The following is a 15210-nucleotide window of genomic DNA, read 5'->3' on the forward strand; positions in this document are numbered from 1 at the left end:
GATGGTGGGCCCACCGACGTCATCGCGGGTGAACCCGCTCCCACAGGGTCCGCGTACAGCCATACGAATGAAGAAGGGGCCTATCAAGGCCCCTTCTTCATATCCGCTTACGCCGCACTGAACATCTTGTGCGGGTCGATCACGAATTTCTTCGGCACGCCGGCATCGAATTCGCCATAGCCTTCCGGTGCCTGGTCCAGGCTGATGACCTGCACCCCGACCACCTCGGCGATGTTGATGCGGTCCCACATGATCGCCTGCATCAGCGCACGGTTGTACTTCATCACCGGAGTCTGGCCGGTGTGGAAGCTGTGGGACTTGGCCCAGCCCAGGCCGAAGCGGATGCTCAGGGCACCGATCTTCGCCGCGGCATCCACCGCACCCGGGTCCTCGGTCACGTACAGGCCCGGGATACCGATCTTGCCGGCCACGCGGGTGACCTGCATCAGCGAGTTGAGCACCGTGGCCGGCGCTTCCGCCTTGGCCCCGGCATGACCATGGCCACGGGCCTCGAAGCCTACCGCATCGACAGCGCAATCCACTTCCGGCTCACCCAGCAGGTTGGCGATCTGCTCATGTAGCGGGGTGTCCTGGGACAGGTCGGCGATCTCGAAGCCCTGGGCCTTGGCATGGGCCAGACGGACAGGGTTGACGTCGCCGACGATCACCACCGCCGCACCGAGCAGGCGCGCCGAGGCAGCAGCGGCCAGGCCGACAGGGCCGGCACCGGCCACATAGACGGTGCTGCCCGGACCTACGCCGGCAGTCACCGCACCGTGGTAACCGGTCGGCAGGATATCGGACAGGCAGGTCAGGTCGCGGATCTTCTCCATGGCCTTGTCGCGGTCCGGCAGTTTCAGCAGGTTGAAGTCGGCATACGGCACCAGCACGTATTCGGCCTGGCCGCCGGTCCAGTCGCCCATGTCGACATAACCGTAGGCACCACCGGCACGGGCCGGGTTTACGGTCAGGCACACGCCGGTGTGCTGTTCCTTGCAGGAGCGGCAGCGGCCGCAGGCGACGTTGAACGGTACCGAAACCAGGTCGCCGATCTTCAGGTTCTCGACATCGCTGCCCTTCTCCACCACCTGGCCGGTGATTTCATGACCCAGGACCAGGCCGACCTGGGCGGTGGTCCGGCCGCGCACCATGTGCTGGTCGGAGCCGCAGATATTGGTGGACACCACCTTGAGGATCACCCCGTGCTCGATCTTGCGACCGCGCGGGTCCTGCATCTTCGGATAATCGATCTTCTGCACCTCGACCTTTCCGGCGCCGAGATACACCACTCCACGATTGCCAGACATGCTCTTACCTCGCTTGATTTGTAATTATGCAGCGTTGGTTGAAGCGCCACCGTCCATGGGCGGCATGTGTTACTGGAATGGGGGAATTGTGGGCCTGCCTGCCGTGAATGCAGTGACTGGATGCGACAGCCAGTTATCTACCGGCGGCAGGTTTTTGTCGGTTTCAGAAATGCAAATCGCCGGCAACGTCGGCTCCCACAGGGTTCGGCGGCGCTCGCGAACCCTGTGGGAGCCGGCGTTGCCGGCGATGAGGCCCGTCAGAGCACTACAGTTCTGTTGGCATTCAAGAAGACCCGACGCTCGATGTGATACCCCACGGCGCGCGCCAGTGTCAGGCACTCGATATCCCGCCCCTTGGCAATCAGGTCCTCGGGATAGTGGCTGTGATCCACCACTTCCACACCCTGGGCGATGATCGGGCCTTCGTCGAGGTCGTTGTTGATGTAGTGCGCCGTGGCGCCGACCATCTTCACGCCCTTGTTGTAGGCCTGATGATACGGTTTGGCGCCCTTGAACCCGGGCAGCAGCGAGTGGTGGATATTGATCGCCCAGCCGTCCAGGCGGCGGCACAGCTCGGGCGACAGCACCTGCATGTAGCGGGCGAGGATCACCAGTTCCGCGCCGGACTCCTCGATCACCTGCAGGACCTTGCGCTCCTGCCCTGGCTTGTCATGGGGATCCAGCGGGAAGTGGTAGTACGGAATATGGTGCCACTCGGCCAGGGGTGCGAGGTCCGGGTGGTTGGAAATCACCGCCACCACGTCCATGCCCAGCTGGCCGATACGCTGGCGATAGAGCAGGTCGTTGAGGCAGTGGTCAGCCTTGGAAACCATGATCACCACCTTGGGCCGGTGGTTCGGTGCGGTCAGCTCGAAGGCCATGCCAAAGGCCTCGCCGCGCTCGGCAAGGCCTGCACGGAAGGCGTTTTCATCGAAGTCCTCGGGTTGACGGAATTCGACGCGGATGAAGAAGCGCCCGGACAGCCGGTCATCGAACGAGTGGTGCTCGGTGACATAGCAGCGCTGCTCGTAGAGGAAGCGGGTAACCGCATCCACGGTGCCGAGCAGGCTCGGGCAGTCGGCGGTGAGGATCCAGGTGTCCGGGGCACGGCTCATGGCGATACTCCTCAGGCTTCGATGGCCAGGCCGTATTCGGCGGAGGCGTCCTGCAGCCACAGCCACCAGTAGTCGGAGAAGCTGCGGCGGATCAGCAGTTCCCAGGTTTCCTCGCCGGTACGGCGGATCACCAGTTGCGACTTGGCGAACACGGTGCCGACGGCCTTGCCGACCGGGAAGTTGTTCGGGTGCACGTCATAGCTGGTGGACTTCATCAGCACTTCGCGGACCTTCGGGCCGCTCAGTTCCAGCAGGGTCTGCCCGCCGCTGACGTTGACCACCTGGATATGCTGGCCGGCGAGCGCTTCGCGCAGGGCGTTCTCCACCGGGACTTCCTGGCCGCCGGGCACGATCAGCAACCACTCGTCCGGGCCAAGCCATTGCAGGGACATCTCGCCGTTGGCGACCACGGTCAGAGCCACCGGCAATTCCAGGCCGATGGCCTTGAATACGCCGCTGGCGAAGGCCGGGTCATGGGCGTCGCCGCGCAGGGTCAGGTGACCGAGGAATTTCCTTTCGCGCAGCGTGACACCCGGGTTCTTGCGGCCCTTGCCGACCAGGCTGGACAGGTCGGCGTGGTGCAGCGGCGATTCGGCCTTGGCGTCGGAGCCAGGGCGTTGTTCGTAGACGTTGATGGCGCTCATCTTTTTTATACCTGCCTTGAATTCTGTTGGACCTGTGTCGCTTTCGAGGGCCTCATCGCCGGCAAGCCAGCTCCCACAGGTACTGCATGCACCGGACCCTGTGGGAGCTGGCTTGCCAGCGATGAGGCCATCACAGCCCCCACAGGCACTCCGTCAAACGTTCTGCCGCTCACCTTTCGGATCGAAGAACACCGAAGAACAGATCTCCGCCTCGATCACGCTGCCATCGGCCTGCGGCGAGTAGACGCGCTGGCCCATGCGCTTGAGGCCGCCCTTGACCACGCCCATGGCGAACGAATAACCCAGCGAGTTGGCGGCGTAGCTGGAGGTGACGTGGCCGACCATGTCCATCGGGATCGGTTGCTTCGGATCGAACACCAGTTGCGCACCTTCCGGCAGCCACTTGGTCGGATCCACCGGCTTGAGGCCCACCAGTTGCTTGCGGTTTTCGCGCACGCAGTCCTCGCGGTTCATGCCCCGCAGGCCGATCCAGGAGAACGGCTTGTTGCGGCCGACGCACCAGCTCATGTTGAGGTCGTCCGGGGTCATCGAGCCGTCGGTGTCCTGGCCGACGATGATGAAGCCCTTCTCCGCCCGCAGTACGTGCATGGTCTCGGTGCCGTACGGGGTCAGGTTGTACTTCTTGCCGGCCTCGACGATCTTCTCCAGCACGCCCATGGCGTAGTTGGCCTGGATGTTGACCTCGTAGGACAGCTCGCCGGTGAAGGAAATCCGGAACACCCGCGCCGGCACGCCGCCGACCAGGCCTTCTTTCCAGCTCATGAACGGGAAGGCGTCCTTGTCCAGGTCGATATCGCTGACTTCGCTGAGCAGCTTGCGGCTGTTCGGGCCGGACAGGGTCAGGGTCGCCCAATGGTCGGTGACCGAGGTGAAGTACACCTTCAGGTCCGGCCATTCGGTCTGCTGGTAGATCTCCAGCCATTGCAGCACACGGGCCGCGCCGCCGGTGGTGGTGGTCATGATGAAGTGGTTGTCGCCGACGCAGGCGGTCACGCCGTCGTCGAAGACCATGCCGTCTTCCTTGCACATCAGGCCGTAGCGCGCCTTGCCCACGTCGAGCTTGGTCCAGGCGTTGGTGTAGATGCGGTTGAGGAACTCACGGGCATCGGGGCCCTGGATGTCGATCTTGCCCAGGGTCGAAGCGTCCAGCAGGCCCACGCTGTCGCGCACGGCCTTGCATTCACGGGCCACAGCGGCGTGGATGTCCTCGCCGGCACGCGGGAAGTACCACGGCCGTTTCCACTGGCCGACATCCTCGAACTCGGCGCCGTTCTTCACGTGCCAGGCATGCAGCGCGGTGAAGCGCACCGGCTCGAACAGGTGGCCGCAGTGACGCCCGGCAACCGCGCCGAAGGTGATCGGCGTGTAGTTCGGGCGGAACATGGTGGTGCCCATTTCCGGAATGGTGATGCCCATGGAGCGCGCGGCGATCGCCAGGCCGTTGATGTTGCCCAGCTTGCCCTGGTCGGTACCGAAGCCCAGCGCGGTGTAGCGCTTGACGTGCTCGACCGACTCGAAGCCCTCGCGGGTCGCCAGTTCGATGGCGGCGGCGGTGACGTCGTTCTGCTGGTCGACGAACTGCTTCGGCGCGCGGGCAGTGCTCTTGTCGTGGGGGACCTGGAACAGTGCGACGGTGGCTTCTTCCTGGCGCGCCAGGGTCTTCGGCACGGTCACGGCCGGAGCCTTGAAACCGGCCTCGGCGGCGGCCAGGGCGCCACCGGCAAAGCCGTCGGCCAGGCTGTCACCGAGGGCGAAGACGCCATTGATGCCACCGACGCACACACGTTTCTGCGGCGCATCGCCCGGCACGAAGCCGAGGATGTCTTCACGCCAGACCGGCTTGCCACCCAGGTGCGAAGCCAGGTGCACGACCGGGCTGTAGCCACCGGAGCTGCCGATCAGGTCGCAGTCCAGCCACTCGCCGGGGCTGGTGACCTTGTGCGCCTTGACGTCGATGGCAGCGACACGGGCACCGGTCACGCGCTTGCTGCCGCGGGACTCGACCACGGCGCTGGAGGTGAGGATGCGAATGCCCTTGGCCCGCGCTTCTTCCACCAGCGAACCGCGCGGGTTGTGGCGTGCGTCGGCGATGGCGACCACTTGCAGGCCGGCGTCGTGCCAGTCGAGGGCCACGCGGTAGGCATGGTCGTTGTTGGTCGACAGCACCAGCTTGCGGCCCGGGGCCACGCCGTAGCGGCGCACATAGACGGAAATGGCACCGGCCAGCATGTTGCCCGGCACGTCGTTGTTGGCGTAGACCAGCGGACGCTCGTGGGCGCCGGTAGCCAGGACCACGCGCTTGGCGCGCACGCGGTGCATGCGCTGGCGAACCTGGCCGATCGGCGCGCGATCACCGAGGTGGTCGGTCAGGCGCTCGTGGATGGTCAGGAAGTTGTGGTCGTGGTAGCCGTTGACGGTGGCACGCGGCAGCAGGGTGACTTCCGGCATGCCCTTGAGTTCGTTGACCGCAGCGGAAACCCATTCGGTCGCCGGCTTGCCGTCGAGGCTTTCGCGGCTGTCGAGCAGGCTGCCACCGAACTCTTCCTGTTCGTCGGCGAGGATCACCCGCGCACCGCTACGGCCTGCGGCCAGGGCGGCAGCCAGGCCGGCGGGGCCGGCGCCGACCACCAGCACGTCGCAGTGCTGGTTCATGTAGTCGTAGGTGTCCGGGTCGTTCTGCAGTGGCGCGCGGCCCAGGCCGGCGGCCTTGCGGATGTACTTCTCGTAGGTCATCCAGAACGACTGCGGGTACATGAACGTCTTGTAGTAGAAGCCCGGCGGCATCATCTTGCCGCCGACCTTGCCGATGATGCCCATGACGTCGTTGTTCACGCTCGGCCAGCCGTTGGTGCTGGTGGCCACCAGGCCGGAGTACAGCGCCTGCTGGGTGGCACGCACGTTCGGCACCTGGGTGGCTTCGCTGGCGCCGATCTGCAGGATGGCGTTCGGCTCCTCGGCACCGGCGGCGATGATGCCGCGCGGACGCGAGTACTTGAAGCTGCGCCCGACGATGTCGACGCCGTTGGCCAGCAGCGCAGCGGCCAGGGTGTCACCGGCGTAGCCCTGGTAGGTCTGGCCGTTGAAGGTGAAGTTCAGGACCTTGCTGCGGTCGATGCGGCCGCCGCTGGAAAGACGATAAACCTGGCTCATACCTTTTCTCCCTGGCCGTTGGCGACCAACTGCGGGGCGCTGCTTTTACCGGTGACTTGCGGCTTGGCGCCGATCTTGTAGGTTTCCAGGATCTCGTAGGTCACGGTGTCGCGGGTGGCGTTGAAGTACTGGCGGCAACCGGCAGCGTGGATCCACAGTTCGTGGTGCAGGCCGCGCGGGTTGTCGCGGAAGAACATGTAGTCGCCCCACTGCTCGTCGGTGCAGGCGTTCGGGTCCAGCGGACGCGGGATGTGCGCCTGGCCGGCCGAATGGAACTCTTCCTCGGACCGCAGTTCGCCGCAGTGTGGACAGAAGATGTGCAGCATGATGGATTCTCCTGTTAGTGGGCGACGGCGGCTGCGCCGTGTTCGTCGATCAGGGCGCCGTTGTGGAAACGGTCGATGGAAAACGGTTTGGCCAGCGGGTGCATTTCGCCCTTCGCCAGGCTGGCGGCGAAGACGTTGCCCGAGCCCGGGGTGGCCTTGAAGCCGCCGGTGCCCCAGCCGCAGTTGAAGAACATGTTCTTCACCGGGGTCTTGGAGATGATCGGGCAGGCGTCCGGGCTGGTGTCGACGATGCCGCCCCACTGGCGGTTCATGCGCACGCGGGAGAGGATCGGGAACATTTCCACGATGGCCTGCAGGGTGTGCTCGATCACCGGGTACGAGCCGCGCTGGCCGTAGCCGACCCAGCCGTCGATACCGGCGCCGATCACCAGGTCGCCCTTGTCGGACTGGCTGATGTAGCCGTGCACGGCGTTGGACATGATCACGCTGTCGATGATCGGCTTGATCGGCTCGGACACCAGCGCTTGCAGCGGGTGCGACTCCAGCGGCAGGCGGAAGCCGGCAAGGCGCGCCATGTGCCCGGAGTTACCGGCGGTGACCACGCCGACGCGCTTGGCGCCGATGAAGCCCTTGTTGGTTTCCACGCCGATCACGGTGTTGTTTTCCTTGCGGAAGCCGATCACTTCGGTCTGCTGGATCAGGTCGACGCCCAGGGCATCGGCGGCACGGGCGAAGCCCCAGGCCACGGCATCGTGGCGGGCCACGCCGCCGCGGCGCTGCACGGTGGCGCCGATGATCGGATAGCGGGTGTTCTTCGAGCAGTCCAGGTAGGGAATTTCTTCCGCCACCTGTTTCGCGTTGAGCAGTTCGCCGTCCACGCCGTTGAGGCGGTTGGCGTTGACCCGGCGCTCGGAATCACGCATGTCCTGCAGGGTGTGGCACAGGTTGTAGACGCCGCGCTGGGAGAACATCACGTTGTAGTTGATGTCCTGGGACAGGCCTTCCCACAGCTTCATGGCGTGTTCGTACAGGTGTGCCGACTCGTCCCACAGGTAGTTGGAGCGCACGATGGTGGTGTTGCGCGCGGTGTTGCCGCCGCCCAGCCAGCCCTTCTCGATCACGGCCACGTTGGTGATGCCGTGTTCCTTGGCCAGATAGTAGGCCGTGGCCAGGCCGTGGCCGCCGCCGCCGACGATGACCACGTCGTAGACCTTCTTCGGCGTTGGCGTGCGCCACATGCGCTGCCAGTTCTCGTGGTGGCTGAGGGAATGCTTGAAGAGGCCGAAGCCCGAATAACGTTGCATGGTTCTTTGCTCCACTCAGCGGTAAACCGGGAAGTCCGCACACAGTGCCGACACGTTGCGCGCTACATCGGCTTCCACATCGGCGTCACCGAGGTTGTCGAGGATGTCGCAGATCCAGCCGGCAAGGGCCACGCACTGGGCAACCTTGAAACCGCGGGTGGTGACGGCCGGGGTACCGATGCGCAGGCCCGAGGTCACGAAAGGCGACTGCGGGTCGTTGGGCACGGCGTTCTTGTTGACGGTGATATGGGCACGGCCCAGGGCGGCGTCGGCGTCCTTGCCGGTCAGGCCTTGGCGGATCAGGCTGACCAGGAACAGGTGGTTGTCGGTGCCGCCGGACACTACATCGTAGCCACGATCGATGAACACGCCAGCCATGGCCTGGGCGTTTTCGATCACTTGCTGCTGGTAGGCCTTGAAGCCAGGCTCGAGGGCTTCCTTGAAGCACACGGCCTTGGCCGCGATCACGTGCATCAGCGGGCCGCCTTGGGCGCCAGGGAAGACCGCGGCGTTGAGCTTCTTCTCGATCTCTTCGTTGGCCTTGGCCAGGATCAGGCCGCCACGCGGACCGCGCAGGGTCTTGTGGGTGGTGGTGGTGACCACGTCGGCATACGGCAGCGGGTTCGGGTACAGGCCGGCGGCTACCAGGCCGGCGACGTGGGCCATGTCGACGAACAGCAGCGCACCGACCTTGTCGGCGATCTGGCGGAAGCGCGGGAAGTCGAGGGTCTTGGAGTAGGCGGAGAAGCCGGCGACGATCATCTTCGGCTTGTGCTCGACGGCCAGGCGCTCGACTTCGTCGTAGTCGATCAGGCCGGTATTGGTATCGATGCCGTATTGAACCGCGTTGTACAGCTTGCCGGAGGAAGACACCTTGGCGCCGTGGGTCAGGTGGCCGCCGTGGGCCAGGCTCATGCCCAGGATGGTGTCGCCGGCCTGCAGCAGGGCCAGGTACACCGCGCCGTTGGCGGAGGAACCGGAGTGTGGCTGGACGTTGGCGTAGTCGGCGCCGAACAGCTGCTTGGCACGCTCGATGGCCAGGGCCTCGACCTTGTCCACATGCTCGCAACCGCCGTAGTAGCGCTTGCCCGGATAGCCTTCGGCGTACTTGTTGGTCAGGCCGCTGCCCTGGGCCTGCATGACGCGCTTGCTGGTGTAGTTCTCCGAGGCGATCAGCTCGATGTGATCTTCCTGGCGTTGCTCTTCGGCGTTCATGGCCGCCAGCAGTGCATCGTCGTAACCCTGGATCTGGTCTTGCTTGCTGAACATCGCATTTCTCCCGGCAGCGGTGGGGCTCTTATTTAAGTGGAACCCGTGTCATTGACGGGTGTCCTTTGCAGCGATGGTATGACCGGGACGGCCCTGCCAGATGCCTGCGCACGCCACGCAAAGGTGCGTTTACGACATTGTTTTGTCTTGTTTGCGATAGTCGCTTTGCGGCGCCCTTTCGGGCCTAATCGCCGGCAACGCCGGCTCCCACAGGGATCGCATGCGCCACGGTCATTGTGGGAGCCGGCGTTGCCGGCGATTGGCCCCTGAAAACGACATCAAATCCAGGTTGTATAGGCAACCTGACAGGCCATGCTTTAGAGTGCTCCCCTGCCTTGCTAACAGGACCCGAGCCATGACAGAACAAAGCCAGCAATTCGCCAGTGACAACTATTCCGGTATCTGCCCGGAAGCCTGGGCCGCCATGGAAAAGGCCAACCAGGGTCACGAACGCGCCTACGGCGACGACCAGTGGACGGCCCGCGCCGCCGACCATTTCCGCCAGTTGTTCGAAACTGACTGCGAAGTGTTCTTCGCCTTCAACGGCACCGCGGCCAACTCCCTGGCCCTGTCGTCCCTGTGCCAGAGCTACCACAGCGTGATCTGCTCCGAGACCGCCCACGTCGAGACCGACGAATGCGGCGCGCCGGAATTCTTCTCCAACGGCTCGAAGCTGCTCACCGCGCGCAGCGAGAACGGCAAGCTGACGCCGGCATCGATCCGTGAAGTGGCGCTCAAGCGCCAGGACATCCACTATCCCAAGCCGCGCGTGGTGACCATCACCCAGGCCACCGAGGTCGGTAGCGTGTATCGCCCGGAAGAACTCAAGGCGATCAGCGAGACCTGCAAGGAATTGGGGCTGAACCTGCACATGGACGGCGCCCGCTTCGCCAACGCCTGCGCCTTCCTCGGCTGCTCGCCGGCGGAGCTGACCTGGAAAGCCGGGATCGACGTGCTGTGCTTCGGCGGTACCAAGAACGGTATGGCGGTGGGTGAAGCGATCCTGTTCTTCAACCGCAAGCTGGCCGAGGACTTCGACTACCGCTGCAAGCAGGCCGGGCAACTGGCCTCGAAGATGCGCTTCCTGTCAGCGCCCTGGGTCGGGCTGCTGGAAAACGGCGCGTGGCTGCGTCACGGGCAGCATGCCAACCATTGCGCGCAGTTGCTGAGCGGCCTGGTGGCGGACGTCCCGGGGGTCGAACTGATGTTCCCGGTGGAGGCCAACGGGGTGTTCCTGCAGATGCCGGAGGCGGCGCTGGAACAGCTGCGGAATAAAGGCTGGAGGTTCTACACCTTCATTGGCAGCGGTGGGGCGCGGTTCATGTGTTCGTGGGATACCGAGGAAGCCCGGGTACGGGAACTGGCGGCGGATATCCGGGCCGTGATGGGGGCTTGAGGGCCTCATCGCTGGCAACGCCAGCTCCCACAAGGTTCGCGGCGCCTGTGGGAGCTGGCTTGCCAGCGATAGCGATCTAAAGCCGGAAACCGCCCATCTGCCGGGCCAGGTCATCCGCCAGCCGCTGCAACGCCTCGCAATCCTGCCGGCAACCCTGCACCTCCACCGCCGTCTGCCGGGCCAGTTCGGAAATCCCCTGCACATTGCGGTTGATCTCTTCGGTCACCGCCGATTGCTCTTCGGTCGCCGTCGCCACCTGCAGGTTCATATCGCTGATCCGCTCGACCTGCCCGGTAATGGTGGTCAGCGATGCACCGGTCAACTGGCTGGACTCCACTCCCGTCCCCGTCGCCGCCTGCCCGGCATGCATCGAGTCCACCGCCGTGCCGGTGCCCTGCTTGAGGCGCTGGATCATTTGCTGGATCTCGCCCGTGGACACCTGCGTGCGCTGCGCCAGGGTGCGCACTTCGTCGGCCACTACGGCAAAACCACGGCCCATCTCTCCGGCCCGCGCCGCTTCGATGGCCGCATTGAGCGCCAGCAGGTTGGTCTGTTCGGAAATGCTGCGGATCACCGCCAGCACCTTGTCGATCGACGCCACCTCCTCGGCCAGCTGGCTGACGGCCCCGGCCGCCGTGCCGATCTCGCCCGACATGCCTTCGATATGGGCGATCGAGCGCTGCACCACGCTGCGTGCCAGCAAGGCTTCGTCCCGGGCGGTCTGCGAGGCGTGCGCCGCTTCCCCGGCGTTCTGCGCGATTTCCTGCACGGTCAGGCCCATCTCGTGCACGGCGGTAGCGACCATCTCGGTCATCGCCTGCTGCTGCGACGAGCGCTCGGCGGTGCTGACCACCACATGGATCACCTGCCCCACCGCCTTGTGCAGTTCTTCGCTGGTGCGCAGTACCTCGCCGATCAGCTTGCGCTGGCTGTCGAGGAAGCGGTTGAAGCCACGGGCCAGATCACCCAGTTCATCGCGCCGGCTCTCGTCGAGGCGATGGCTGAGGTCGCCGCCGCCGTCGCCGATCGCGCCCAGCGCCGCGGTGACCTGGCGCAGCGGCCGCACGATGCCTCGCGCCAACCACACCACCAGCAGCAGCGACAACAGGGCCACGGCGGCGCCGGTCAGGCTGGTCAGCCATACGGTCTGCTTCACCTGCGCATAGATCTGCGCCTGTGGCACTTCCGCCACCAGCCGCCAATTCAGGTCCCGCAGTGGCAGGCTCAGGGCCAGCCAGGTTTCACCGTCGCGCTCGAAGCTCACGCTCTCGAAGCCATCACGGTTGAGCAGGATGGCCTGCGCCGCCGCTTCGCCAATCTGCTCGGCCAGTTGGCGCTTGCCGCCATGTTCGGTCTGCGGATGAACCTGGATCAGGCCATCGTTGCGCACCAGCATCACCCGCCCGTGCTCGCCGAAGCTGAAATCGTGGATCAGCTCGGACAACTCGGTCATGCGCAGGCCGAGGCCACCCACACCGACCAGCCGGCCGTCCTTTTCCACCCGGTAATCGATGAACAGTGCCAGTTCGCCGGTGCTGGTGTCGGTATCGATGTTGAGCACCCGCTGGTTACCGCTGTCGATGAAGCCGTAGAACCATTTGTCCGCGGGATTGCTGCGGCTAAGGGTACGGTCCAGGCCCTTCTCGTTGTAGTAGTGGTTACTCAGGGTCGAGGCATAGACCGAGGTGAAGGCCTTGTTCTTGTCGCGCAGGGTGTCCAGGTATTCGACCACCGCCGGGGTCTGCGCCGGATCTTCCCCGGCTGCCAGCCAGTCGCGCAGCATGGGGTTCCAGGCGATATCGGCCGCTGCGGTCAGCGGCCTGGCCAGCATGCGCTCGATGTCGTTACGAATCGCCTCAATGCTGGCCGGCAGCGCCGTGTCCACCAGGTAACGCTCGGTCAGGCGGTTGACCGCCACGGTATAGATCGCCACCACGATCAGGATGCTCGCCAACAGGGCTGCGCCCATGCTTGCTATCAATTGCCATTGGATACTGCGCCGCCAGAAGTGCATGGGTGTTCCTCAAGGAAATAAAAGCCTGTAGTGCAAATGACAGGCCAATTGTATACAACACAGGTATACGATATTTCCAGGCGGGCAAGACAATATCCCCTGCAAAAGTAGGGAAAGAGAGAAAGAAGAAGAAATAAGCCGTTACGCGGACCCTGTGGGAGCGGGTTTACCCGCGATTACGGTGGTGGACTCACCGACGTCATCGCGGGTAAACCCGCTCCCACAGGGGTCTGCTGAATCAGTGGGAAATCAGGCGTTTTCGATTGCCTGGCTGATTGCATCGACCGTGGCGCTGACTTGCTCTTGATAACGGTCGAGGGTTTGCTGGTGCGCCTGCTGCAGCGCGATCTGCTGTGAACACAGGTTCAAGGCCGCCAGCACCAGCAGCTTGTCGCCGATCAACGACGGGTAGCTGCGCTTGGTTTCGGCCAGGGATGCCTTGAGCATCCGCACCGCGTCGGCAAGCACCTGCTCCTGGCCCGCCGGGGCCTTGATCGAGTAGTCGTTGCCCATGATCGAGACGACATTGATCGTCTTCGCGGACTCGTTCATGCGCCGACGGTACCGCTGGCACGCTCGATCAGGGCCTGGATGCGGGCGTTGGTGCCGGCGTACTTCTCTTCCTGCTCCATCAGGCTCAGTTGCAGGCTTTCGTTCTCGTCCCGGGCCTGGGCCAGCTCGCTGTCCAGTTGGGCATTGCGCTCGGCCAGTTGCTGATTTTTCTGCAGCAGTTCGCTGACCAGTTGTTCCAGTTGACTCAGGGTGGTGTCCAGCATGGTGACCTTCTCCAGGGAGGGGTAAATCGGGGGCGCACACGATAAAGAAAACATGCCCGACCCGCCAGAAATATCGGGGCCAGAGCCCCGCGTTGGTGCACATTGACCCGACATGGGTCACTCGGTTCCCCCCTCCGGTCGGACAGGATGCGATGACGGCCTGTGATTTTTGTCCGACAAAGCCTCAAGTCCGCCCGCCGTTTACCGATAGGCATTAAGAACACCCCAACTTTGCGCATGGATCGCGTTCCTTCCCGAGCCTGGATACGAACCATGTCCTTACGCAATATGAACATCGCCCCGCGTGCACTGCTGGGCTTCGCGCTGATCGGCACGCTGATGCTGACCCTGGGCATCTTCGCCCTGCACCAGATGAGCGACATCCGCCAGGCCGGCCAATCGATCGAGCGGGTCACGGTGCCGAGCATCAAGGCCCTTGACCAGATCAACCTGTACACCCTGCGCCTGCGCACCCTGTCCTATCGCCTGATGATCAACCGCGAAGCGGACCTGCTACAGGCCACCTACAGCCAACTGAACGAGCGCAACGCGCAGATCGATGCCGCGCGAAAAATCTATGAGCCGCTGATCGCCAGCGACGAAGAGCAGGCCGTGTACAACCAGTTCGTCCAGGCCCTCGGCCAGTACCGCCAGCTGGAAACGCGCATGGTCCAGCTCTCCCAGGCCAACGACCTCCCGGCGATCCGCGAGATGATCAACCGCGACCTGCTGCAGAACATGGAGCTGATTACCAGTACCGTGGACAAGCTGGTCAAGATCAATACCGAGCAGACCCGCGACATCAACCAGACGGCCGCCGATCAGTATTCCAATGCCTTCACCCTGGTTATCGCCCTGCTGGTCGCGGCCACGGTGCTGACCTTCCTCTGTGCCATCGTCCTGACCCGCAGCATCGTCAGGCCGATGAGCGAAGTGTTGGGCGTCGCCGAGCAGATTGCCAGCGGCAACCTGACCCAAAGCATCCGCCCCGAGGGCAAGGACGAAGCCACCCGCCTGCAACAGGCCATCGCGACCATGCAGGAGCAGTTGCGCGACACCCTGCAGCAGATTTCCGGCTCCGCCACCCAATTGGCCTCGGCCGCCGAAGAGCTGAACAGCGTCACCGAGGAAAGCGCCCGCGGCCTGCAACAGCAGAACAATGAAATCCAGCAGGCGGCCACTGCGGTCACCGAGATGACCAGCGCCGTGGAAGAAGTGGCGCGCAACGCGGTCAGCACTTCCGAAGCCTCGGCCGAAGCCACCCGCTCCGCCACCGACGGCCGCGACCTGGTGCTGGAGACCGTCAGCGCCATCGAACGCATGAGCACCGACGTGCAAAGCACCTCGGTGCTGGTCGGCAACCTGGCCGAACAGTCGCGGGATATCGGCAAGGTGCTGGACGTGATCCGCGGCCTGGCCGACCAGACCAACCTGCTCGCCCTCAACGCCGCCATCGAGGCCGCGCGGGCCGGCGAGGCCGGTCGCGGGTTTGCCGTGGTCGCCGATGAAGTCCGGGCGCTGGCGCACCGCACGCAGCAATCCACCCAGGAAATCGAACGCATGGTCAGCAGCATCCAGGGCGGCACCGAGCAGGCGGTCAGCTCCATGCGCAACAGCACCGAGCGCGCCGAATCGACCCTGAACATCGCCCGTGGTGCCGGCAGCGCGCTGGATACCATCACCGGAGCCGTGGCGCAGATCAACGAGCGCAACCTGGTGATCGCCAGCGCCGCCGAGGAGCAGGCCCAGGTGGCGCGGGAAGTGGACCGCAACCTGGTGAACATCAATGACCTGTCGGTGCAATCGGCAACCGGCGCCCACCAGACCAGCGCAGCCAGTGCCGAGCTGTCGCGGCTGGCGGTAGACCTGAATAACCTGGTGGGGCGGTTCAGGGTCTGATATTCGTCTGACGCGGACCCTGCGGACC

General features: G+C 64.5%; 12 protein-coding genes and 1 pseudogene. 3 read left to right on the forward strand and 10 right to left on the reverse strand.

Going from position 1 to position 15210, the window contains the following annotated elements; all coding sequences use genetic code 11:
• Positions 1–107: 107 nt before the first annotated feature.
• The 7 genes from fdhA to ACKLLE_RS17780 form a co-directional block, all read right to left on the reverse strand.
• Complete coding sequence (fdhA, locus tag ACKLLE_RS17750) at positions 108–1307, reverse strand: formaldehyde dehydrogenase, glutathione-independent (protein WP_009404126.1); 1200 nt, start codon at positions 1305–1307, stop codon at positions 108–110.
• Between the two features lie 257 nt (positions 1308–1564).
• Positions 1565–2422, reverse strand: a complete 858-nt coding sequence (gene purU, locus ACKLLE_RS17755) for a formyltetrahydrofolate deformylase (RefSeq protein ID WP_420058655.1) — start codon at positions 2420–2422, stop codon at positions 1565–1567.
• An 11-nt stretch (positions 2423–2433) separates the two neighbouring features.
• On the reverse strand, positions 2434–3066 hold the full coding sequence (locus ACKLLE_RS17760) for a sarcosine oxidase subunit gamma (RefSeq protein ID WP_420058656.1): 633 nt from the start codon (positions 3064–3066) through the stop codon (positions 2434–2436).
• 153 nt (positions 3067–3219) lie between these two features.
• Complete coding sequence (locus ACKLLE_RS17765) at positions 3220–6237, reverse strand: sarcosine oxidase subunit alpha (protein ID WP_009404120.1); 3018 nt, start codon at positions 6235–6237, stop codon at positions 3220–3222.
• The gene (locus ACKLLE_RS17770) at positions 6234–6563 is read right to left on the reverse strand and encodes a sarcosine oxidase subunit delta (RefSeq protein WP_009404116.1); all 330 of its coding nucleotides are present in this window, start codon (positions 6561–6563) and stop codon (positions 6234–6236) included. Before ACKLLE_RS17770 ends, ACKLLE_RS17765 begins: the two co-directional genes overlap by 4 nt.
• Positions 6564–6577: 14 nt before the next feature.
• Positions 6578–7828, reverse strand: coding sequence for a sarcosine oxidase subunit beta family protein (locus tag ACKLLE_RS17775; protein ID WP_009404115.1), 1251 nt, complete (start codon positions 7826–7828; stop codon positions 6578–6580).
• 15 nt (positions 7829–7843) lie between these two features.
• Positions 7844–9097 (reverse strand): serine hydroxymethyltransferase, encoded by a 1254-nt coding sequence (locus ACKLLE_RS17780; RefSeq protein ID WP_009404114.1) that lies wholly within the window; start codon positions 9095–9097, stop codon positions 7844–7846.
• A gap of 355 nt (positions 9098–9452) precedes the next feature.
• On the opposite strand from ACKLLE_RS17780, the gene ACKLLE_RS17785 reads away from it, so the two are divergent.
• Positions 9453–10493 (forward strand): threonine aldolase family protein, encoded by a 1041-nt coding sequence (locus ACKLLE_RS17785; protein ID WP_064303693.1) that lies wholly within the window; start codon positions 9453–9455, stop codon positions 10491–10493.
• A 76-nt stretch (positions 10494–10569) separates the two neighbouring features.
• Here ACKLLE_RS17785 and ACKLLE_RS17790 read toward each other — a convergent pair whose 3' ends face one another.
• The 3 genes from ACKLLE_RS17790 to ACKLLE_RS17800 all read right to left on the reverse strand — a co-directional run bounded on the left by ACKLLE_RS17790 (position 10570) and on the right by ACKLLE_RS17800 (position 13283).
• Complete coding sequence (locus ACKLLE_RS17790) at positions 10570–12507, reverse strand: methyl-accepting chemotaxis protein (RefSeq protein WP_420058657.1); 1938 nt, start codon at positions 12505–12507, stop codon at positions 10570–10572.
• Between the two features lie 249 nt (positions 12508–12756).
• Positions 12757–13059 carry a cell division protein ZapA gene (locus ACKLLE_RS17795; RefSeq protein ID WP_064303695.1) on the reverse strand — a complete coding sequence of 101 codons (303 nt, stop codon included), beginning with the start codon at positions 13057–13059 and terminating at the stop codon, positions 12757–12759.
• Entirely contained in the window at positions 13056–13283 is a 228-nt protein-coding gene (locus ACKLLE_RS17800) for a hypothetical protein (RefSeq protein ID WP_064303696.1), read from the reverse strand. The genes ACKLLE_RS17795 and ACKLLE_RS17800 overlap by 4 nt, the downstream gene beginning before the upstream one ends.
• 288 nt (positions 13284–13571) lie before the next feature.
• Here ACKLLE_RS17800 and ACKLLE_RS17805 point away from each other — a divergent pair.
• Positions 13572–14327, forward strand: a pseudogene (locus ACKLLE_RS17805) (MCP four helix bundle domain-containing protein); the annotation flags it as partial.
• Entirely contained in the window at positions 14319–15182 is an 864-nt protein-coding gene (locus ACKLLE_RS17810; protein WP_376699779.1) for a methyl-accepting chemotaxis protein, read from the forward strand. The pseudogene ACKLLE_RS17805 and the gene ACKLLE_RS17810, both read left to right, overlap by 9 nt.
• The last annotated feature ends 28 nt before the right edge of the window (positions 15183–15210 follow it).

Source organism: Pseudomonas bharatica, from assembly GCF_048586865.1.
Taxonomy (GTDB): Bacteria; Pseudomonadota; Gammaproteobacteria; order Pseudomonadales; family Pseudomonadaceae; genus Aquipseudomonas; species Aquipseudomonas bharatica.

Excerpts from the sequence above, each read along its gene's own strand:
- ACKLLE_RS17765 (WP_009404120.1), bottom strand. The coding sequence starts at position 6,237 with ATGAGCCAGGTTTATCGTCTTTCCAGCGGCGGCCGCATCGACCGCAGC.
- ACKLLE_RS17780 (WP_009404114.1), bottom strand. The coding sequence starts at position 9,097 with ATGTTCAGCAAGCAAGACCAGATCCAGGGTTACGACGATGCACTGCTG.
- ACKLLE_RS17775 (WP_009404115.1), bottom strand. The coding sequence starts at position 7,828 with ATGCAACGTTATTCGGGCTTCGGCCTCTTCAAGCATTCCCTCAGCCAC.
- purU (WP_420058655.1), bottom strand. The coding sequence starts at position 2,422 with ATGAGCCGTGCCCCGGACACCTGGATCCTCACCGCCGACTGCCCGAGC.
- fdhA (WP_009404126.1), bottom strand. The coding sequence starts at position 1,307 with ATGTCTGGCAATCGTGGAGTGGTGTATCTCGGCGCCGGAAAGGTCGAG.
- ACKLLE_RS17800 (WP_064303696.1), bottom strand. The coding sequence starts at position 13,283 with ATGCTGGACACCACCCTGAGTCAACTGGAACAACTGGTCAGCGAACTG.
- ACKLLE_RS17770 (WP_009404116.1), bottom strand. The coding sequence starts at position 6,563 with ATGCTGCACATCTTCTGTCCACACTGCGGCGAACTGCGGTCCGAGGAA.
- ACKLLE_RS17795 (WP_064303695.1), bottom strand. The coding sequence starts at position 13,059 with ATGAACGAGTCCGCGAAGACGATCAATGTCGTCTCGATCATGGGCAAC.
- ACKLLE_RS17810 (WP_376699779.1), top strand. The coding sequence starts at position 14,319 with ATGCAGGAGCAGTTGCGCGACACCCTGCAGCAGATTTCCGGCTCCGCC.
- ACKLLE_RS17760 (WP_420058656.1), bottom strand. The coding sequence starts at position 3,066 with ATGAGCGCCATCAACGTCTACGAACAACGCCCTGGCTCCGACGCCAAG.
- ACKLLE_RS17790 (WP_420058657.1), bottom strand. The coding sequence starts at position 12,507 with ATGCACTTCTGGCGGCGCAGTATCCAATGGCAATTGATAGCAAGCATG.
- ACKLLE_RS17785 (WP_064303693.1), top strand. The coding sequence starts at position 9,453 with ATGACAGAACAAAGCCAGCAATTCGCCAGTGACAACTATTCCGGTATC.